The organism is Phormidesmis priestleyi BC1401 (assembly GCF_001650195.1).
Taxonomy (GTDB): Bacteria; Cyanobacteriota; Cyanobacteriia; order Leptolyngbyales; family Leptolyngbyaceae; genus Phormidesmis_A; species Phormidesmis_A priestleyi_B.
In genome coordinates, this window is sequence record NZ_LXYR01000014.1 from 1 (window position 1) to 20,557 (window position 20,557).

Below are 20,557 nucleotides of genomic sequence, written 5' to 3' on the forward strand. Positions count from 1 at the left end.
TCAAGCAAAGTTTATCGAAGAACTCTTTGGAATTAGCGCTTAACGGAACGCGAACGAGATACTTCGTTTGTCACTAAAAAGTATTTGCGACACAACCATCGATCGCGCGTTGACCCGACAGCCTAGAGACGTTCCATCGAAACGTCTCTACCTAATTTTGCGATGACCCACGATCGGGCGCATTCAAAAACAAAATTGGGATTGGTGAAGAGCGATCGCGGATTTTTCTAAAAAGCATCCGGGTTTGTCCCTCATTTTGGGAATAAAGGAATGGTAGATGCACCCTGATTATTCACCCCGGCTTCACGGCTGGGGTTTTTTGTTTTAAAGGCAGAGTCTTAGCGCGATCGCGGATTTTTCTAAAAAGCATCCGGGTTTGTCCCTCATTTTGGGAATAAAGGAATGGTAGATGCACCCTGATTATTCACCCCGGCTTCACGGCTGGGGTTTTTTGTTTTAAAGGCAGAGTCTTAGCGCGATCGCGGATTTTTCTAAAAAGCATCCGGGTTTGTCCCTCATTTTGGGAATAAAGGAATGGTAGATGCACCCTGATTATTCACCCCGGCTTCACGGCTGGGGTTTTTTGTTTTAAAGGCACTTGCCTATCGCATTGCGCCCATCGTGGTTTTCCATGCCAACTCTCGACAGAGCACGATAAGAGCGCGTTCTTCGGCATCTCGGAAGAGTTTTGACTCAATCAATTCTTGCAAAATCTGGTGAGTAAGCTGAGTTGAAAACGTGCCGCCACAGTGCAGAAGGTGACTGTAATAGCAGAACTGCGATCGGCGCTCCTGATTCAAATGAAACTGGTGAACTTCTGCGGATGTCATGGTTGACACAGGCGTATTGACCGGAACCACCACTCGCGGAATGCCCTGCACTCCATAGAATTCGCCATTGTGTTGGTCTAAACAGCCAACAAGAACGGTCCACAACAAAGTGCGAGTCTCGTTGATCAAATCTGGCGTGAAAAGCGGATCGGGTTCGCTCGATAGGCGAGGACCCATATTCATAAACATTGGGTTGAGCAATTGCGAATTGTAGACAATGCCGATCGCCCAATGACGTTCTTCGGTTTCGAGCTTAACGAAGGTGCCGAACCCATAGTCATCGGCTTTAGGGGCATCGATAAAATCCATCTCGTCATCCAACTGCACCACATAATCACAGTGGGAATTTGATTTGACTACTTTACCCAATCGCATAGTGGTTCCTCTCGCATTCACTGGAATTGTACAGTGGTAAGAGTTTTTGTACTACAAAATCTAATCATTGCTGCGTTGGAGTTTGTTGGAGAGCAATTTTGTTCTTTGGGCTTTCGATCGTCATTAATCCCTGACTAAGTGCCTCGAACCCCTTAACTTGTGCGGTAGAATCTAGGCTCAAGGATTCTGTATAAGTCACGACAAAACGCCATGAGTAAAGGGACGCTGTTTGATAAGGTTTGGGACGCGCACACTGTGAGCACTCTTCCATCGGGTCAGACCCAGCTTTTTATTGGGCTGCATCTGATTCACGAAGTCACCAGCCCTCAAGCGTTTGCGATGCTGAGAGAACGTGGACTTAAAGTGTCGTTTTCAGAACGGACGATCGCCACCGTTGATCACATCGTCCCAACTGAAGATCAGTCGCGTCCCTATGCTGACTCGCTGGCAGAAGAAATGATGCAAGCCTTAGAAAAGAACTGTCAAGAGAATGACATCACGTTCTACAACGTCGGGTCGGGCAGTCAGGGAATTGTGCACGTCATTGCCCCCGAACAGGGATTCACTCAGCCCGGAATGACGATCGCCTGTGGAGACAGCCACACGTCAACTCATGGCGCGTTTGGCGCGATCGCGTTTGGCATCGGCACCAGTCAAGTTCGAGATGTGCTTGCGTCGCAAACGCTCTCGCTCTCGAAGCTCAAAGTTCGCAAAATCGAGGTCAACGGTGCTTTAAAGCCCGGAGTCTACGCCAAGGACGTAATTCTGCACATCATCCGCAAATTAGGCGTGAAGGGCGGCGTGGGCTACGCTTACGAGTTCGCCGGGACAACATTCCAACAGATGAATATGGAAGAGCGAATGACCGTTTGCAATATGGCGATCGAGGGCGGCGCTCGCTGTGGATATGTGAACCCCGATCGAGTCACTTATGATTATCTTCAAGGTCGTGATTTTGCTCCTAAAGGCGACGATTGGGACAAAGCGATCGCGTGGTGGAATAATATCCGCAGTGATGTAGATGCCGTTTACGACGACGCGATCGTGTTTGATGCGGCTGACATTGCTCCGACCATTACTTGGGGCATTACTCCGGGTCAGGGCATTGCCGTTGATGAGTTTGTTCCTATGCAGGATGGCATCGCAGACGATGAGAGAGCGATCGCTGAAGAAGCGTATCTCTATATGGATTTAGCTCCGGGTCAACCGATCCGAGGCACAAAAGTCGATGTCTGTTTTGTTGGAAGCTGCACCAACGGCAGAATCAGCGATCTGCGAGAAGCTGCGAAGTTTGCCAAAGGGCGACACGTTGCCAATGGCGTAAAAGCCTTCATCGTCCCCGGCTCCGAGCGGGTGAAGAAACAGGCAGAAGCGGAAGGCTTACACGAAGTTTTCTTAACCGCAGGCTTTGAATGGCGAGAAGCCGGATGCTCAATGTGTTTGGCGATGAACCCTGATAAGCTGCAAGGTCGGCAGCTCAGTGCGTCTTCGTCAAACCGCAACTTTAAAGGTCGTCAAGGCTCATCGTCAGGGCGAACGCTGCTAATGAGTCCAGCGATGGTGGTGGCGGCGGCGGTGACAGGTCAAGTAACCGACGTGCGTGAGTTGATCTGAGATCAACCCTCACCCTAGCCCTCTCCTCAAGGAGAGGGGACAAGAGTTCCAGCTCCCTTCTCCTTGGGGATGAGGGCAATTCATAAACGTCAGGCGTTTACGAGCTTGACCCCAAACACTGCTGCGAACGCGATCGCGACCTCATGCCGCATTTCTTCTACCGTGATTGTGGGGACGAACTGCGCCAAACTGCCCACAGGTTGATCAGAAATGCCGCAGGGCACAATGCGATCGAACCCCTTCAAGTTGGGACAGACGTTTAGCGCGAAGCCGTGCATGGTGATCCAACGGCTGACCTTGATGCCGATCGCCGCCACTTTTTGCCCCTCAACCCAAACGCCCGTTAGACCGGGAATGCGCGTTCCTTCCAATCCGTAAACGCCGACAGCTCGAATGATCACGTCTTCTAACTGCCGCAGATACCAATGCAGATCTTTGCAGTAGTCATTTAAGTTGAGAATTGGGTAGCCGACCAGTTGACCGGGGCAATGATAAGTCACTTCGCCCCCGCGCTCAATGCGGTGTAGTTCATACTCACGTCGGGTCGGGTCAAACTTAAGAAATTCTGTCGTTGCCCCCTGTCCTAATGTGTAGACAGGCGGATGTTCTAACAAAATCAGAACGTCTTTTAGAGCGGGATTGAGCTTACGATCGCTGACTAAACGCTTCTGCCATTCCCAGGCTTCTAGATAAGGCATCAAGCCCCGGTTTTCGAGCAAGCAGCAGCGCGTAGAAGCAAAATCAGAAGATGCGGAGTTGTTCACAAATCGCGGTCAACCTTGCAAACAAACAGAATAAACATTGAGTTATTAGCCCGTTTTCTAGCTTGCGTTAGAGAGTTGCAAAAATCAAGTGGGAAGCACCGTAATTTTGGGATAAATCTGATCAGATTTAGTCAAGAATTATCAAGGGATGCAAAACATCTTGAAGACGAGTGTTTGCCCGAATACAAAGTGTTAATGTGAATCCATCACCCAAATCTTCAGGGGAGTAGCTTTATGAAGCTTGTCATTCACGGCAAAAACATCGAGATCACTGATGCGATTCGTGAGTATGTCAATCAAAAAATTGAGAAGGCGGTTAACCACTTTCAGACGCTTACCACTCAAGTAGATGTGCACTTGTCGGTCGCTCGTAACCCCCGCATCAATCCTCAACAAATCGCTGAGGTCACGATTTATGCCAATGGTTCAGTCGTTAGAGCTGAGGAGGGCAGCGACAGCCTCTACGCTAGCATTGACCTAGTTGCTGACAAGATTGCTCGCCAGCTCCGCAAATATAAAGAGAAGCGCTCTGACAAACGCTACGAGGACACCCTCAAGCTTGAAGAACCCCTCAGCGAAACGCTTGTCGTGTCAGAATTGGCGCTCGATCGCACTCCCGAACTCCCCGCCACAGTTGTGCGAACCAAATATTTCGCGATGCCGCCGATGACAGTTGAAGACGCGATGGAACAGCTAGAACTCGTTGACCACGATTTTTATATGTTTCGCAATGCTGAAACGGGTGAGATCAACGTGATCTACGATCGTAACCACGGAGGTTATGGGGTGATTCAACCTCGCAGCAATAACGGTCACACTCACTCCAACAGCAAAAACGGCAAAGCTAATCATTCTGCTTCAGAGCGAAAAAGCTCTGCGGTTTAGCGAGAGAGTCGGGGCGAGTGATGGAGTGAGAAAGACGATGACGTGATGGTGCTATTGCCTCAGGCTGAGATGCAAAATCTGATTGCGAAGCTACGATCGCTGTCCGTGGGCGTGGGTTATTTTCATTGGCAAGACGATCATCTGCAAGAAGTGCCTGATAAATTAGCGGAACAAGTTTTACACTTAACCGCTAACAGCAACGCGAATGGAAGTCACACCAGTAAATCACAGTAATTCTCACCTGCATTTGATTCCAGAATTATCCGTGAACCCGATCGAGGATGGATTCACCCGATACCGTAGAGACGTTTCGGTGGAACATCTCCCTAACGATTTTGCCACGACTACACATTTACCCGATGCCATAGAGACGTTACGGTTACCCGATGCCACAGAGACGTTCCACCGAAACGTCTCTACCCGATATTGCAATGACCTTAGATGCTCTTGGGATCTATTTTTCTCATGGCTACCGTGCGATTTTGTAGAGCGATCGCGTCGTCTGGTTTTAGGGCTAACACCTTGTCATAGCTGTCAACGGCTTCTGCAAATCGTTTGAGGCTTACTAAGAGACTGCCTCGATTATTCCAGCCGCGAAAATCGTTCGGCTTAAGTGCCAAAGCGCGATCGTAACTGGCGATCGCGTCTTCTAACCGATTCAGCGTTTTGAGAACGACTCCCCGGTTATACCAGGCTTCATAATAGTCGGCGTTGAGATGCACTGCTTGATCAAACTGAGCGAGTGCATCTTCATAGTCACCGAGTTTCATGCACGAGCAAGCCTGGTTATACCAGGTGACCGCGTGATCTGGCTGCAAGTTCAGCACTTTTTGATAGCTCTCGATCGCGGCTTCGTGCCGATTGAGTTGTTTGAACGCGATGCCTCGATAAAACCAAGAATCTGCATCGTCTTCCTCGATCGCCAGAGCTTTCTCGTAGCTAGCAATGGCTGCTTCATAATCTCCCAAACACAATAGCGCATTGCCTCGATTGATCAGCGCGTCTTGATAATCGGGGCGTATCTCTAGGGATCGATTGAAGTGAGTCACCGCCCCTTCATAGCGATGGGTGACATAGAGCGTCACGCCCTGCATACACCAGGCATCTGCAAAAGTGGGCATCTGCTCTAGTGCTTTGCCAAACTGAGAAACCGCCTCGTCGTAGCGTTTGAGCGCAAACAGCGTCAAGCCTTGACTGTAGTAAGCGTGAGGATAATCAGATTTCAGGGTTACTAACTGATTAAAGCTGGCGATCGCCGTCTCAAAATCTCTAGCGACATACGCTGCCCAACCTCTGCTGTATTGAAGATCAGGCGAATTGGGATAATAGACGATCGCACGCTCAAAGCAGGATATTGCGGCTTCGTGCTGCCCCAAGCTAATTAAGACGCTGCCTTTTTCGCTGAGAGCATCATAAAAATCGGGTTTGCGAGAAATTGCTTGGTCAAAGTAGCCGATCGCAGAGGCATAATCTCCGACCTGGCTAAAGTTTAATCCTTCTTGAAAAAGGCTTTCAGCAGTGGCGTGTTCGGTCTGCATCATAGAGCGTCGATCGGGTCTCCCGTCAGTAGAAATCTGGGTATGAGTGCTTTAAATAAAGTACCCGGATCGGTCTTGACGATTGATATCTATTCGATTTGGCAAACTTCTGGGAGTTTAATGCACAGGTGCCCCGCCCGTTGGCTTGACTTTCTTGAGAAAGAGAACTGCAATGCCACTCACCAGCAAAGCACACGCAATGAAATAAAAGCAGTCATTAAATGCCATCACCGATGCCTCGCGACGAACTGTGCTGGCAATCGCTGCGATCGCCTGGTTTTTAGCCGTTGCCAAGTCAGATCCCCGGCTGACAAAAAACTGCGTGTAGCGATTGATCGCTTCTTGAGTCGCAGGGCTGAAGACAGAGACGGCTTCTCCGAGACGGTTGGAATGAAATTGTTCTCGATTGGTGAGTAGTGTGGCGATCGTCGCGATGCCAAACGAGCCGCCCAAATTTCGCATCATGTTAAATAAACCAGATGCAGATCCGGCTTGAGAAGGCGGCAAGCCTGCTGTGGCGATCGAGGAAATCGGCACCATAATTAACGGTTGCCCCGCCGCCCGAACCAACTGCGACCAGCGTAATTGGTCGATTCCAGATAGGTTAGTCAACTCGGAGTTCATAAAGCAGCTAGCGGCAAATAGACTGATCCCAATGCCGATCAAGATTCGCACATCAATGCGCTGCATTAATTTGGGTACGAAGGGAATAATAAACAGTTGCGGAAAGCCAACCCACATCAAGACTTCACCGATCTGCATCGCGCTATAGTCCTGAATTTGACCCAAATAGAGGGGCAGAATATAGACTGATCCATAGAGTCCTAAACCCAACGACACGTTAATGACGCTGGCTAAACCAAAATTGCGTCCTTTGAGCAGTCGCAGATTGATAAACGGTTTTTTGCGCCTTAACTCAATCCAAAAAAAGATTGCTAGAAAAATAGATGACACGATAGCTAACTGGGCAATCAGATTTGAGCTAAACCAGTCTTTACGGCTGCCCTCTTCGAGCACGACTTGCAGAGAACCTAGCCCGATCGCCATCGCTGCAATTCCGCCCCAGTCTCCTTGTTTGAGCAGATTTAACTGCATCGGACGAGCATCGATCGCATACCAAACTGCCGCGACTAGCAAAGCGCCTGGAACGATGTTTAGATAGAAGACATAATGCCAGCTAAAGTTTTCGGTTAACCAACCGCCGAATGTCGGACCAATTGAAGGCGCAAACGTAGCTGTGATTGCAAATAGTGCCATTCCGATCGACTGTTTAGAGGGCGGCAATGTTGTCAACAATATCGTAAACGCCATTGGAATTAAGACACCCCCCGTAAATCCCTGCAATGCCCGAAACACAATCATCGATGGTAGATTCCAGGCTGATGCACAGCACACTGAGAAGAACACAAACAGGATTGCATTGACCAACAGATAGCGACGGGTTGAAAACACTTGAGAGAGCCAACCCGTTAACGGAATGACCACAATTTCAGCAACCAGGTAAGAAGTCGAGATCCACGAGCCTTCTTCGAGTGTTGCACCTAGAGCTGCCTGAATGTCGCGCAGAGAGGAATTGGTGATTTGAATATCCAACACTGCCATAAACGCACCCAGAACCGTACCAAGTACCCCAATCCAGGTTTTAAGAGAGACACGATCGGAGCTAGGTTGAGACATTGCAGAAGAACTGGTCACAAAAACCTCCTGTTAGTGATGCTCGGTTAATAAGCCCATGCGATCGTAGATGGGCAAAACAATCTCGCGCAGTGATGGAAACTGGCGAGAGAAGTAGATCGAAGCCGCAATGCAAATCACTCCACTAATCACGAGCGTATAAGGGGCACCAATACGACTCGCGAGACTTCCAGCAAACAAATTGCCAAACGTCGCCATGCTGATAAACGCGATCGTAAATAAACTCAAGACTCGTCCTCGCTTATCTTCTTCGACGATTGTTTGCAAAATCGTGTTGCTCGAAGTCGATTGCAAAATCAAGCTGCCTCCCAGCACAAACATGGCAATCAGAGACAGCCAGAGAACTTTAGAAAGCGCAAAGACAATCAGGGCGGCTCCAAAGACACTAGGAGCGATCGCGATAATTCTGCCTAGCCCCACGATCGTGCTGCGCGAACTTAGATAAACGGCACTGATCAATGCCCCTAACCCAGAGGATGCCATTAAAAAGCCCAGCGTTTGAGGTCCGCCGTGGAGAATATTAGTCGCAAAAATGGGCGCTAAGACGGTGTAGGGCATTCCCACCAGACTTACCAACCCAATCAGCAGCAGAATCGATCGAATCGGTGGAAACCCAAACGCATAGTCAAAACCCTCTTTGAGTCGATGCAAAATCGTGTCTGACGAGGCGATCGGGTCAATCTTTCGAGGACGGATTCGCATTGCCAGCAGTCCCGCAATCACCGCAATATAACTCACTCCATCGATCAAAAAGCACGTTGAAGCGCCGACTGATGCAATTACTAATCCCGCGATCGCAGGTCCAATCAACCGCGCCCCGCTAAACACTGAGGAATTGAGCGCGATCGCGTTACTTAAATTCTCTCGTCGCTCAACTAATTCGACCACAAACGTTTGACGGGTCGGCATATCGATCGCATTGACGCAGCCTTGAAAGATGCTCAACACAATGATGTGCCAAATGTGAATCGTACCGCTAAACGCCAATGCTGCCAATATCAGAGACTGGATCATTGACAGAATCTGAGTGACAATCAAAATTCGATGGCGATTTAAGCGATCGACTAACACCCCCGCAAATGGACTCAGCAAAAAATTGGGCAACTGTTGGGCGAATCCCACTACGCCCAGCAGCAGCGCCGAATTTGTCAGGCTATAAACTAGCCAAATCACCGCTGTCTGCGTCATCCAAGTCCCGATTAGGGAGATGCCCTGTCCAGCAAAAAACAGACGATAATTTCGAGACGAAAAAGCGCGAAAAACGGGGCTGATCTTCTCCCTGATGTGCATAACGATCGTGGCTTAGTGATGAATTAAGAGATGCCCTATTATTCAAGACTTTCTCAGAGATAAATACCCCCTGAAGAATGAGACCTTAAACGAGAAAGGATGAATTAGCCCTCACCATTAAGTAGACAGACTTAATTAAACACAAAATGCCGGAGATGCCCTCTCCCGCAGGAGAGGGGGTCAGAATCTAGTTCCTCTTCTCCTTGGGGAGAAGGGGTTAGGGGATGAGGGTCTTCAGTTTAATTGTGCCTACCCTACTTACTGCACCGCAACGGTGACTTCTGCCGACATCCCAGGCGTGATCAACGACTCATAGCCTCGAATGCTATCGGCATCTAACGTCACTCTCACCGGAACTCGCTGAACGACCTTTGTAAAGTTGCCCGTCGCATTATCAGGAGGCAGCAGCGCAAACGAGGCACCCGACGCAGGAGAGAGGCTCTCAATGCGACCTCTAAACGTCTGACTCGGAAACGCGTCAAGCTTTACCTCAGCCACTTGCCCCGGACGCATCTTCTCTAACTGCGTCTCTTTAAAGTTAGCAGTCACCCAATATTGGTCATCGACGATCGCCATCAACGGGTTACCAGGCTGAACCGATTGACCCACTTGAACGGTTTTGCGACCGACGCGACCTGCCACCGGAGCCGTAATATTCGTGTAAGAAAGCTGAAGGGCTGCATTTTTGAGAGCAACCTGCGCCTGGTTAATCGCTGACTGTGCGGTCTGATAGTCACTGCGGCTGACATCGGTTTGAACGCTTTTGGCTTGTGCCTCTTGCACATTGCCTTGAGAAGAATTCAACCCAGCTTGAGCAGTCGCAATCCCTTGTTGCGCTTGTGCCAATTTTGCCTGAGCTTGAGCAACGCCCTGATCAGCCCCAGCCTTTTGAGCGCGCGCTACCGCAGATGCCTGTTGAGCGGTATCGAGATCACGACGGGCGATCGCACCCTCCTTAAAGAGTTGCTGAAAACGAGCCAAGTCACTCTGAGCTTTTCTCAAGTTGGCATCGGCTTGAGCCACTTGCGCCTGAGCTTGAGGAATGCCTGACTGGGCTTCGGAGACTTGAGCTTGGGCACTGGCGATCGCGGCGACTGCCCCCCCGACTCCACCTTGAGCTTGAGTGCTGGCAGCCTGAGCGTTTTTAGAAGCGAGATCAATATTCACCTGAGCCGTGTTTGCCTTACGACGAGCCGATTCTAAGTCGGCTTGGGCTTGTTGAAGTTTGATCTGATAATCGCGAGGGTCAAGCTTTAAGAGAGGCTGTCCTACTGTGACTGTCTGGTTGTCATCGACTAAGACCTGATTAACCGTGCCCGAAATGCGCGAACTGATTTGGTGGATGTTGCCCGTCACCGTCGCGTTGTCGGTAGACTGGTGCGTCGAGGCAAACTGCCAGTAGTGATAGCCAAATGTGCCAGCGACGATCGCGCCCCCGATGCCAACACCTGCCAAAATTGCTTTAATCGGTTTTTTACGAGGAGTCTCAGCAGGAGGCTGTGTGTCAGGGGTGACGGGACGATCGGTGACGATCGGAGTCTCTTGAGCAGGCGTTTTGTCTAAAACAACTGTCGGTAAGTTTGAAAGATCGCGATCGTCTTGAACAACTGCCTTGTGACCATTGGTAGATCCAGTGCGAATGCCTTTCATGAAAATGACGTTCCTTGGTGTAGATGAGGATTGAAAGATTGGGATCTTAAAGAATTGAACCGTTAAAAAATTATTTAGTGCTCTAAATATTTCACTTCAATCAGAATATCATATTTTTATTTAGGGTGCGTAGTACTTTAGGAGGAAAGCCGATCTAACCCAGTAGTGTGTTCCATATAGATTCCAATCTTCTTCAAGATTCACCCGGCTAGACTATCCACCCAACTCTCTTTATCCATCTCGACAAAGAGGCACAATCCCAGCAATTTCAAGATAATTAGAAAATCCTCCTTTAGATCTAGCAACCAGAACACTGTAGATGGATTTAAATGAGCTGGCTCAACAAATCAGTGCAGACTTAACTAAAACAGTTGCAGCACACGATCGCCCCCTTGCCTCAGACAGAAACTCAGGCAACGCAGATCAGTCAGAAGTTTGAAGATTTGTTTGCTTGGATCAGAATTTGCGAGGGTGATTCAGTCTGAAGACCGCGATCGAGTCATACCTGAGTGGTTTGCTTTAGCCAAAGCTGGGCAGCAACACGCCGATGAGCTTCGAGTCGTCAATTGCGACGGGGCAGTCTGGGTGCAGGACGGCTCCAATTTGGGTGAGTTGTTGGGACACACAGGCACTGTTGAAGACATCACGAAACAAAAGCAAGCCGAAGCGCAAATCACAGCTTTGAGAGGAAAGGAAGTTCTGCCAAAAGAAGTCCATCACCGAGTTAAAAACAACTTGCAGATCATTAATGGGCAAGTTAATGGTGGAATCAAACGGTTAGAAACTGCTGCACAATAATCTGCGAACATGGCAAAAATATTAGTCGTTGAAGATGAAAGTGTGGTTGCGTGGCATGTTCAAGAGACATTGCAAAAACTAGGGCACGAAGTGACTAAAATTGCGGCAACAGGCAAAGAAGCGATTTTGATCACGGCTCAAACCAAACCGCATCTAGTGTTGATGGATATTGGCTTGCAGGGTGATGTCGATGGAGTTGCAGCCGCAAAGACGATTTACTTTGAATTAGACGTGCCTGTGGTTTATTTGACCGCTCATGCAGACGAACAAACCCTGCAACGAGCAACCGAAACGTCTCCATTTGGGTATCTCGTCAAGCCGTTTCAAGAGGCAGAACTGCACGCAACGATTAAGATCGCTCTTCAGCGACATCAGTTAGAAAAAGCGTTGAAAGAAACTCAGCAGTGGTATGCGACTACATTGATTAGCATTGGCGATGCCACGATCGCGACTGACATTGATGGGTGTGTCACCTTCATGAATCCGACGGCAGAGATTCTCACGGGCTGGAATCAAGAACAGGCACTTGGAGCCTTCATCACGCAAATTTTAGACCTTGTGGATGGAGAAACGAGAGACCTGATCGAGAATCCTCTACTCGCTGCGATGCGCCGAGGTGACACGATGACGCTGCCCCAAGGCGCTCTGCTGCGCGCCAGAGATGGAACTGAACGGGTGATCGGAGACAGTGCCTCCCCGATTCGTAACCGCGATGGACAGATCATTGGCGGGGTAATGGTGTTTCAAGACCTGAGCGATCGTCGCCGCGTTGAAGTCAGTCTCCAGCAGCAAAACCAGTGGCTAGAGCATCGTTACGACCAATTGATGCTTCAGCTACACCAGCGCAATGAACAGCTTCAGCAAGCGATTTCCTGCACTCAACTGCTGCAATGCGTCTTAGAACAGACTCGCGAGACCCCCGATCGACTCCAAATTCTGCAACTCACTTTAAAAGAGTTGGGGCAGACGTTAGAGGCAGATTATTGTTGGGCGACGCTGCACGATGAAGCCTACGAGATCGCGACGATCGTCTGCAATCACAGTCAAGGAGTCGAAACCCCGACTTCTCTGGTGGGCAACCAGATCGAGCTACAGGATTTTTCTCGGTTTTATCTGCGGTTATTTCAGCGTGACTGTTGGGTTGACCCCAGTTTAGATTTGCTGCCGCCCATCTATCAATCCTTGCTAGATTCGACGACTCAGATGTTGATTTGTCCGATCGCAGACGAGCGGCGCGTGATTGGCGAAGTGGGGATTTTGATTCAGGGCAAGCCTGTTTGGTCACGACTTCAGGCAGGATTGGTGGCTCAAGTGGTTAGCCAAGCGACGATCGTGCTGCGACAGGCACCACTCGATCAGATCACTCACACTCAGGTCGGAGATCTGTAGCTTCTCAACAGGTTGATCTGTCTTTTTGATAGGATGCAAAGCCTTCCCAGACTCCCAGCTTTTTTGAGAAGCCGGGAACCTGTTTAGAATCTCTAATACTCTGGCACCGAAGCATCGACTTCCTGGCTCCAGGCAGTGATGCCGCCCTTCACATTCGTTCCCTCGATTCCAGCGTCTTTGAGAATGGCTAGAGCTTTTGCCGATCGTCCGCCCAGTTTGCAGTGAGCGATCAGTTTGTGACCGTTCAGCAACTCTTTGACCTTGGCGACTCCGCTGCCGTTTTCGATATCGGGCAACGGCACCAACACAGAACCCGGAATCCGCGCGATCTCATACTCATTGGGGTTCCGCACATCTAGCAGCACATAATCGTCTGTGTTGCTGTCTAGCAGTTGCTTCAGTTCTTGCACCGTCATCTCTTTCATACCTGCACGCTCCTTTTCTTCGGCTGCTTTTGCTTGTGGAATGCCACAAAACTCTTCATAGTCAATCAACTTCTCAATCACAGGGCGCACCGGGTTGGGTCGCAGTTTTAACTCACGAAACTTCATTTCTAAAGCGTCATACAGCAACAGCCGTCCGCTTAAGGTGTTGCCCTGCCCCAAAATAATCTTGATCGCTTCGGTCGCTTGAATCGTGCCGATAATGCCGCACAGCACACCCAAAACGCCGCCTTCTGCACACGAGGGCACAAGTCCAGGGGGCGGCGGCTCTGGATAGAGATCGCGATAGTTGGGTCCTCCTTCATAGTTAAAGACGGTCGCCTGTCCTTCAAATCGAAAAATCGAGCCATAGACGTTGGGTTTGCCTAGCAAAACGCAAACATCGTTGACCAAATAGCGAGTCGGAAAGTTATCGGTGCCGTCAATCACGAGATCATAAGGTCGGGCAATCTCCAAGGCATTTTCAGCACTTAATCGCGTTTCATACAAATCAACCTGACAGGTCGGATTGATCTCTAGAATGCGATGTTTGGCAGATTCGATCTTCGGCTTATCGACCCAAGAGACTCCGTGAATAATTTGACGATGCAGGTTAGAGGTGTCTACCACGTCAAAATCGACGATGCCGATGCGCCCGATGCCTGCTGCGGCAAGGTAGAGCAACAGAGGTGAACCGAGTCCGCCTGTGCCGACGCAGAGCACACTGGCAGCTTTGAGGCGCTTTTGTCCGTCTAGCCCGACTTCTGGCAAGATAATATGCCGAGAATATCGTGCGTATTCGTCTTTTGATAACTGGATGTCATCCAGATTAGGGTTTAGCATGGCGATTGTGATTAAAACAGAGTTCGAGAGCGGACAGTTTAAACTCAAAATTTAAGCAGGGTAATGGGGAACCGTTCACCGTTGAATGAATCGCCCATTACCCTTGCTCATTCGCTCACCAGCGATCGGCGGCATCCAGATTTCTTCAGGCTGAAACTGATGGGTGTCATCTAAGCTCCAGCTTTGCCAGTCGATCGCGACTCCTTGCTCGACTGACATGATCACATAAGAATAGTGCTGCCAAGCCAGTTGACGATCGCACTCTGACGGCACCGCCGGATTGTCAGGATGCGAGTGATAAATGCCGACGATCGTTAGGTTGCGATCGCGACCTTCTCGCATGGCTGCCAGCATTGACTGGGGTGCAATCTCATAGCGACGAGTTTTGTCAAACGATTCGGCAGGTTCAGCACTCCAATTATTCTCAACGGGCTGCACCTCCACGACTGTATTGCTTGTGGAGTCAGCGATCCCCAACAGCAACCCACAGCACTCTTCGGGGTAGGTGCTTTCTGCGTGAGCGACGATCGCTTGAATCTGAAAAGGGTCGAGTTTGAGAACCACAACAAATGCTGGAGGGTGAGCCAGTAGTCTATTCTATGACACGATCGCGATATATAACCGTTACAAAGTTGTGAAGAGAGTCGCGATCGGGCGTTTGAGTCATCATAGAGAGGTCGCAATTTTCTAAGAATGATGACCATTACTTTGAAACTCAAACCAGAAATTGAACAGCAATTGCTTGAGCAAGCAGCCGCCAAAGGGTTAGCGATCGAACCATTTCTCGAACAGTGGATTGAGACTCAACTGGTTCAATCTCAGCCATCTAGCAAAATAACCTCTGATGACGAGCACGACTCAACCCAAGACGCGTTTATAAACAGCCCTTCTTTTGTAGATAAACCGCTTCTCGCTGAAGAAGAGACAAGCCGCGAAATCCTTTACACCAAAGAAGACGAGCAGCTATAACTCGCTTTCTAACATTCATCTCCAACCGCTAAGATCGCAATAGGACTAGTGTTTGAGTCGAAACCATGAGGCGAGTGAACACGATCGTAGCCGGAATGCTTTTAGGCATTGGATTGCCGATCAGTCTTGTGTGTGTTTTGGATTTGATTCAAGGTAATTTGAACGATTCGGTGCAATCAGACATGATTACAGCGCTAATCTTTTTGGGACTTTTGCCGCTTGCGATCGGAAGTTGGTTGGCGTTTAACAATACTCGTCAAAGCAAAAAATCAGAACGCGATCGTCTCCAGAGAGTATTCTTCAACCTGTTGCGCGACGGAGACGGAAATATTAACGTCTTACGCTTCTCAATGGAGGCAAATATTAGCGGGGCGGAAGCAAAAATCTATTTAGATGAGCGAGCCAAAGAGTTTAACGCAGCGTTTAACGTCAGTGAAGAAGGCAGAGTCTTCTATTACTTCGATGGAGAATTCAAAACGCCGATTTTGAACTCGATCGCGGGTGAAGAAACCTATGATGTCGTTTTAGAGTACGTTCCGCCTCGGACTCGACAAGACGTAATGCGCGTCATTCAGCAGCTTACCGGGTTGGATGAGAAACCTGTTAAACGGGTCATTAAAGGGAGTCGAGCCAGCCCGATTATGATTGCTGAAAACGTAACGCGATCGACGGCTGATCAGTTTCGTCGCCAATTAGAAGCCGTTGGCGCAAGCGTACTAATTGTTTTGAGATAGGATTGCAGAATTTTATGGTAAGAGTTTTCTTAACGATCGCCGCTCTACTCGGTGGGTCAGCCGTTGGGTTTGGGGCATTTGGGGCACACGCCTTAAAAGAGCGATTGAGTGAGCGATCGTTAGAGATCTTTGAAACCGCCGCCCGCTATCAGATGTATCACGCGTTGGCGTTGCTCTTAGTGGGCGTGCTGATGAGTCGATCACAAGTAGAAGAGACGTTTCTAACGGCTTCGGGTTGGGCGTTTATCGTCGGCGTTGTGCTGTTTTGCGGCAGTTTATACGCCCTGAGTTTTTCGGGCATCAACTGGCTGGGAGCCGTTGCACCTTTGGGCGGATTAGCGCTGATGGTGGGCTGGGCTGCGATCGCGGTTGCCGCCTGGAGTTATAAATAATTGTTGTGATGCCAATTTTATTTTTGAAGGTGAGAGATTGTGCGGCGCGATCGACGGGAGACGTTCCACCGGAACGTCTCTACGGTATTGGGTGAATCTGTGATGGGTCGCTATTAGAACCTGCAATGCCCCCTAAATTTAGATTCGTGTGGCAAGATCGGGAAACAAATCTTCATTGACTCAAATGTGCCGTCTTTTAGGCTATCTCGGTTCGCCCATTCAGCTCGATCGGCTTCTCTATAAGCCTGAGCATTCTCTCATCGAGCAAAGCTATCAGCCCCGCGAAATGACCGCAGGGTTAGTCAACGCAGACGGTTTTGGGGTCGGCTGGTATCATCCGCACCGTCAAACCGAACCCTTTATCTATAAAAACACGCTGCCGATTTGGAACGATGTCAATTTGCCCAATCTCAGCCGATATGTTGAGTCGGGCTGTGTGCTGGCAACGGTTCGCAGCGCCACGGCGGGGCTGTCGGTCGATTTGAGTAACTGTCAGCCGTTCCAGGATTCTCAGCTTCTAGGAATGCACAATGGCTTTGTCGAGGGCTTTCGGCAAACGCTCTATCGACCGATCTGCGATCGTCTCAGCGACACTGCTTATCAACTCATTCAAGGCTCGACCGACTCAGAGCATATTTTTGCATTGCTGATTGAGGAGTTGCTGTCTGATCCTAATCTGAGCCTGACAGAAGCGTTACGGCAAACTCTTAACATTCTGACAGAGCTGGGAGAGAAATATGAAACTCCGTTTTCTGCCAATTTGATCATCACCGATGGTCAACAGATAGTTGCCTCGCGGTTTGCCAGTCACACGCCTATTCCGACTCTTTATTGGCTGCGAGATGATCAGTCCGCTTTGCCTGGATCTGTTGTGATTGCCTCTGAGCCTTTGTTTCCAGGCGACTGGAATTTGATGCCCGATCGTAGTCTTCTCACCGTTCATAATGACCTCAATCTTCAAGTCGAGCCGTTCTAAAGACCTCACCCGCACCCAAATCGCTCAGTGGATGCACGACTGCCGCGCTTCAACGTTGGCACTTTTTGACGACATGAACTATGAAACGTTCTGCTGTCAACCACATTCTGATTTCAGTCCAGTAGGCTGGCATTTAGGACACACTGCCTACACCGAGGCGCTTTGGCTGCTTGAACGCAGTGCGGGAAATCGTCCTCTTTTCCCCGAATACCACCGATTGTTTGCTCAAGATGGGATGCCCAAAGGCGATCGGGTCAAACTTCCGCCACTTGCTGAGGTTTGTGACTATCTAGATGCTGTCAGAACAAACGTTTTGGACTATCTAAAAATCGCCCCGATCGAGCAACAAGAACGCCTCTGGCGATGGCTTTTACAACACGAAAGTCAACACTGCGAAACTATTACATTAATATTGGAATTACAGAAAACCACCACGAAACAGGAATCGGTTGGATTCCTCGATCGCACCTCCATTCTCAACATGGTTTGTATTCCTGCTGGATCGTTTGAGCAGGGAAATGAATCACTAGATGCGTTAGATAATGAACGTCCGGTGCATCAGGTTGATTTAGAAACTTATTGGATCGATCGCACACCCGTCACCTGCAAAGCGTATCGATCGTTTATTCAATCAAATGGCTATCAAAATTCGCAATGGTGGTCATCTGAAGGTTGGCAATGGTTACAAGCAAATCCTGTAGTGCAACCGCTTTATTGGAGAGAAGATCCCACTTACGCCAATCATCCGGTGTGTGGAGTCAACTACTACGAAGCAGAAGCGTATGCTCAATTTGTAGGAAAGCGACTCCCAACCGAATCGGAATGGGAAAAAGCCGCAAGTTGGAACCCGATCGCGCACGCTCGATCACTCTATTCGTGGGGCAATCAGTTTCCCGATGCGACTCGTTGCAATCACAATCACGAATGGGGCACGACTACACCTGTCGATCGCTACCCTTCTAATCCCGTTGGCTGCTACGATCTGTTAGGTAACGTCTGGGAATGGACATCCACCTGGTTTGATGGCTACTCAAAATTTGAGAGTTATCCTTATCCAGGCTATTCTCAAACGTATTTTGATGACCAACATCGAGTGCTTAAAGGGGGCAGTTGGGCAACGCGCCCGTGGGCAATACGATCTGCCTTTCGCAACTGGTATCACCCTCATATGCGGCAAATGCTGGCAGGTTTTCGCTGCGTCAGCGATGCCAAAGTCTGAAGATGCCCTCATCCCCCACCCCCTTCTCCCAGGCTTGGGAGAAGGGGAGCCAGATTTCAAAGTCCCTCTCCTAAGCTTGGGAGAGGGATTTAGGGTGAGGGCAGGGACTTTTGCAAGAGGTCTATTAAAGATTCTGCCTCGTGAGAGATTTACTTAACTCTCTCGATCGACCCTTAATTAGAGAAACGTGTGAGGAAGCGAGAAAACGAATATGTCAACATCTCAGTCCGCAGGGCAGAAGACTTCTGCGCGTCAGCCTAAACAGCCCATCTACTCGCCAGAAGCACGAGTGCAGATTGAGCATCTCATCAGCCAAACTGAACCCTCAGAAGAAGAATTGCATCCGGGCAGCGATGTGACTCGGGGGTTGAGCCAACAGCCCAAAACATTGCCGCCTCGCTACTTTTATGACGATCGTGGCTCTCAACTCTTTGAGAAAATCTGTGATCTCCCAGAATATTATCTGACCCGCACCGAAACAGAGATTCTGCAAACCTGTGCCAGCGAGATCGCCGACATCACAGGCACTTGCGAAATTGTGGAACTAGGAAGCGGCAGTTCGACGAAAACGAGACTCTTGCTCGATGCTTATCAGCAGGCGGGGCACGCTCTTTGCTATCGCCCGATCGACATCAGCGCAGGCATTCTCGAAAGCAGCGCTCACAGTTTGCTGCTTGACTATCCGACTCTGCACATTCACGGCTTAGTCGGCACCTACGAACTCGCTTTGCAGCGGTTGGCAACCAGCCATCTGCCTACTCGCATGATCTGCTTTATCGGCAGCACATTAGGCAATCTCAATCCCCAAGAGTGTGACGAGTTTCTTGACCAGATCAAAAACGCGCTGCAACCAGGCGAATATTTCTTATTAGGCATCGATTTGCAGAAGTCTAAAGCCCAACTAGAAGCCGCTTACAACGACAGCCAAGGCATCACTGCTGAGTTTAATCTAAATATGTTGCGGCATCTTAACCAACGATTCGAGGGCACATTTGATCTAACTCGATTTGAGCATTTTGCGTTCTATAACGAGTCTGATCACCAGATCGAGATGCACCTACAGAGTTTAGACGCTCAAACCGTTCAACTTAAAGCATTAGGGTTAACCGTCGAGCTTAGTCAAGGAGAGTCGATTTTGAGTGAAATCTCTCGTAAATTTAGCCTGACCACCCTTCAACAAGATCTTGAGAAAAAAGGACTAAAATCCCGTCAAGTCTGGACAGATGCCAATCAGTGGTTTGGATTAATCCTGTGTCAGTTGCCACTGATCTAAACCGAAAGACAGCTAAACCTCTGCGTGGAATCTGAATCATCTGCCTGCCTAAACCAACTATTTGGGATCAGTTTTGTGAATTCTAGATAAACTTGAGTGGATGTGGGCGTTTGTGTCATTGAATAGAACCAGGCATTTTATTGTCATTGTTCAAGGCAACTGATGTCATCATAGTAAAAGTTTTCCTGGATTGAGTCACCGATCGCTGAACAGACGTTCAGACCCAAGGTTTATCCGTTAAAATTCAATCCAGGTGTGAAGGTGTGAGGAGATGAGCGATACAACTTCGTTTTTAGGAGGAGCTGCGTTAGCAGGGCTAGCCGCCATTATCCTGTTGAAGGGTGGTGTCAGTGCGAACACGCCTATTTTTGCGCCGTCTCAGCCTCTCCCGATTCAGCCTTATCCCACTGCCACTATGCCGACGATCGGGATGCCTCCAACCGCCGCGCCCACAACCTATGATTTAGAGAAACAGAGGCTTGAGACCGATCAACTCAAGGCACAGTTTGAACAGCAGCGCGTTCAAACTGAGCAACTCAAGGCACAGATTCAAAGTCAGCAAACCCTGATAGAAACCTTGACGACTCAGACTAAAAATACGGGCGTGATGCCCATCCCGGCGAGAACTCCTCAAGGGCAACCCCAATCTTTAGATCCATCTAACAATCCTGTGATGACGGGCATTCTCTGGGCATTGGGCGGAATGCTGCTTGCCTTTGGGGGTGGCATTGCTCTCGTCGGAATCTTTGTTTTATTTGCTCGTCAGCAGCGACCGTCTCGCACGATCGAGGTGATTCACGACGACTATCCCAACTATTTGCCTGCTCGACGTAAATCGCAAGTGTTGCCCCAACGTCGCACCATCAAGCGCGTCGATGCAGACGACTGGGAATAGAAATTT

General features: G+C 49.3%; 20 protein-coding genes. 12 read left to right on the top strand and 8 right to left on the bottom strand.

Going from position 1 to position 20,557, the window contains the following annotated elements; translation table 11 throughout:
- Nucleotides 1–602 precede the first annotated feature (602 nt).
- Nucleotides 603–1,205, bottom strand: coding sequence for a hypothetical protein (locus tag A8707_RS09745; RefSeq protein WP_068816626.1), 603 nt, complete (start codon nucleotides 1,203–1,205; stop codon nucleotides 603–605).
- Nucleotides 1,206–1,415: 210 nt separating this feature from the next.
- On the opposite strand from A8707_RS09745, the gene leuC reads away from it, so the two are divergent.
- A complete protein-coding gene (gene leuC, locus A8707_RS09750) occupies nucleotides 1,416–2,819 on the top strand; it encodes a 3-isopropylmalate dehydratase large subunit (RefSeq protein WP_068816627.1) in 1,404 nt (467 codons plus the stop codon).
- 89 nt (nucleotides 2,820–2,908) lie between these two features.
- On the opposite strand, the gene lipB is transcribed toward leuC, so the two are convergent.
- Nucleotides 2,909–3,583, bottom strand: a complete 675-nt coding sequence (lipB, locus tag A8707_RS09755; protein WP_068816628.1) for a lipoyl(octanoyl) transferase LipB — start codon at nucleotides 3,581–3,583, stop codon at nucleotides 2,909–2,911.
- Between the two features lie 234 nt (nucleotides 3,584–3,817).
- Between lipB and hpf the strand changes: the two genes are divergently transcribed.
- Together hpf and A8707_RS09765 are read left to right on the top strand one after the other, a co-directional pair.
- The gene (gene hpf / locus A8707_RS09760) at nucleotides 3,818–4,468 is read left to right on the top strand and encodes a ribosome hibernation-promoting factor, HPF/YfiA family (RefSeq protein ID WP_068816629.1); all 651 of its coding nucleotides are present in this window, start codon (nucleotides 3,818–3,820) and stop codon (nucleotides 4,466–4,468) included.
- Nucleotides 4,469–4,513: 45 nt separating this feature from the next.
- Nucleotides 4,514–4,702, top strand: a complete 189-nt coding sequence (locus tag A8707_RS09765) for a hypothetical protein (RefSeq protein ID WP_068816630.1) — start codon at nucleotides 4,514–4,516, stop codon at nucleotides 4,700–4,702.
- A 203-nt stretch (nucleotides 4,703–4,905) separates the two neighbouring features.
- On the opposite strand, the gene A8707_RS09770 is transcribed toward A8707_RS09765, so the two are convergent.
- The 4 genes from A8707_RS09770 to A8707_RS09785 form a co-directional block, all read right to left on the bottom strand.
- The gene (locus A8707_RS09770; protein ID WP_068816631.1) at nucleotides 4,906–6,009 is read right to left on the bottom strand and encodes a tetratricopeptide repeat protein; all 1,104 of its coding nucleotides are present in this window, start codon (nucleotides 6,007–6,009) and stop codon (nucleotides 4,906–4,908) included.
- 114 nt (nucleotides 6,010–6,123) lie between these two features.
- Nucleotides 6,124–7,701: an MDR family MFS transporter gene (locus A8707_RS09775; protein ID WP_231947999.1), complete on the bottom strand. Its 1,578-nt coding sequence runs from the start codon at nucleotides 7,699–7,701 to the stop codon at nucleotides 6,124–6,126.
- 12 nt (nucleotides 7,702–7,713) lie between these two features.
- Nucleotides 7,714–8,991, bottom strand: coding sequence for an MFS transporter (locus A8707_RS09780; RefSeq protein WP_068816633.1), 1,278 nt, complete (start codon nucleotides 8,989–8,991; stop codon nucleotides 7,714–7,716).
- 258 nt (nucleotides 8,992–9,249) lie between these two features.
- Nucleotides 9,250–10,641 carry an HlyD family secretion protein gene (locus A8707_RS09785; protein WP_068816634.1) on the bottom strand — a complete coding sequence of 464 codons (1,392 nt, stop codon included), beginning with the start codon at nucleotides 10,639–10,641 and terminating at the stop codon, nucleotides 9,250–9,252.
- A 447-nt stretch (nucleotides 10,642–11,088) separates the two neighbouring features.
- Between A8707_RS09785 and A8707_RS09790 the strand changes: the two genes are divergently transcribed.
- Both A8707_RS09790 and A8707_RS09795 read left to right on the top strand, forming a co-directional pair.
- Complete coding sequence (locus A8707_RS09790) at nucleotides 11,089–11,439, top strand: histidine kinase dimerization/phosphoacceptor domain -containing protein (RefSeq protein ID WP_197484712.1); 351 nt, start codon at nucleotides 11,089–11,091, stop codon at nucleotides 11,437–11,439.
- 9 nt (nucleotides 11,440–11,448) lie between these two features.
- A complete protein-coding gene (locus A8707_RS09795; RefSeq protein WP_068816636.1) occupies nucleotides 11,449–12,828 on the top strand; it encodes a response regulator in 1,380 nt (459 codons plus the stop codon).
- A gap of 92 nt (nucleotides 12,829–12,920) precedes the next feature.
- Here A8707_RS09795 and moeB read toward each other — a convergent pair whose 3' ends face one another.
- Nucleotides 12,921–14,093: a molybdopterin-synthase adenylyltransferase MoeB gene (gene moeB, locus A8707_RS09800; protein ID WP_068816637.1), complete on the bottom strand. Its 1,173-nt coding sequence runs from the start codon at nucleotides 14,091–14,093 to the stop codon at nucleotides 12,921–12,923.
- 75 nt (nucleotides 14,094–14,168) lie between these two features.
- On the bottom strand, nucleotides 14,169–14,657 hold the full coding sequence (locus A8707_RS09805; protein WP_068816638.1) for a M67 family metallopeptidase: 489 nt from the start codon (nucleotides 14,655–14,657) through the stop codon (nucleotides 14,169–14,171).
- A gap of 129 nt (nucleotides 14,658–14,786) precedes the next feature.
- Here A8707_RS09805 and A8707_RS09810 point away from each other — a divergent pair, with 129 nt between their 5' ends.
- The 7 genes from A8707_RS09810 to A8707_RS09840 all read left to right on the top strand — a co-directional run bounded on the left by A8707_RS09810 (nucleotide 14,787) and on the right by A8707_RS09840 (nucleotide 20,551).
- Nucleotides 14,787–15,062, top strand: a complete 276-nt coding sequence (locus A8707_RS09810) for a hypothetical protein (RefSeq protein WP_082906312.1) — start codon at nucleotides 14,787–14,789, stop codon at nucleotides 15,060–15,062.
- Between the two features lie 65 nt (nucleotides 15,063–15,127).
- The gene (locus A8707_RS09815; RefSeq protein ID WP_068816639.1) at nucleotides 15,128–15,796 is read left to right on the top strand and encodes a ribosomal protein L7/L12; all 669 of its coding nucleotides are present in this window, start codon (nucleotides 15,128–15,130) and stop codon (nucleotides 15,794–15,796) included.
- A gap of 14 nt (nucleotides 15,797–15,810) precedes the next feature.
- Nucleotides 15,811–16,188: a DUF423 domain-containing protein gene (locus A8707_RS09820; protein WP_068816640.1), complete on the top strand. Its 378-nt coding sequence runs from the start codon at nucleotides 15,811–15,813 to the stop codon at nucleotides 16,186–16,188.
- A gap of 184 nt (nucleotides 16,189–16,372) precedes the next feature.
- Nucleotides 16,373–17,164: an ergothioneine biosynthesis protein EgtC gene (egtC, locus tag A8707_RS09825; protein WP_068816641.1), complete on the top strand. Its 792-nt coding sequence runs from the start codon at nucleotides 16,373–16,375 to the stop codon at nucleotides 17,162–17,164.
- A complete protein-coding gene (locus tag A8707_RS09830) occupies nucleotides 17,133–18,383 on the top strand; it encodes an SUMF1/EgtB/PvdO family nonheme iron enzyme (protein ID WP_197484713.1) in 1,251 nt (416 codons plus the stop codon). Before egtC ends, A8707_RS09830 begins: the two co-directional genes overlap by 32 nt.
- 211 nt (nucleotides 18,384–18,594) lie before the next feature.
- Nucleotides 18,595–19,656, top strand: coding sequence for an L-histidine N(alpha)-methyltransferase (gene egtD, locus A8707_RS09835; RefSeq protein ID WP_068816642.1), 1,062 nt, complete (start codon nucleotides 18,595–18,597; stop codon nucleotides 19,654–19,656).
- 271 nt (nucleotides 19,657–19,927) lie between these two features.
- Entirely contained in the window at nucleotides 19,928–20,551 is a 624-nt protein-coding gene (locus tag A8707_RS09840; RefSeq protein WP_068816643.1) for a hypothetical protein, read from the top strand.
- Nucleotides 20,552–20,557 lie beyond the last annotated feature (6 nt).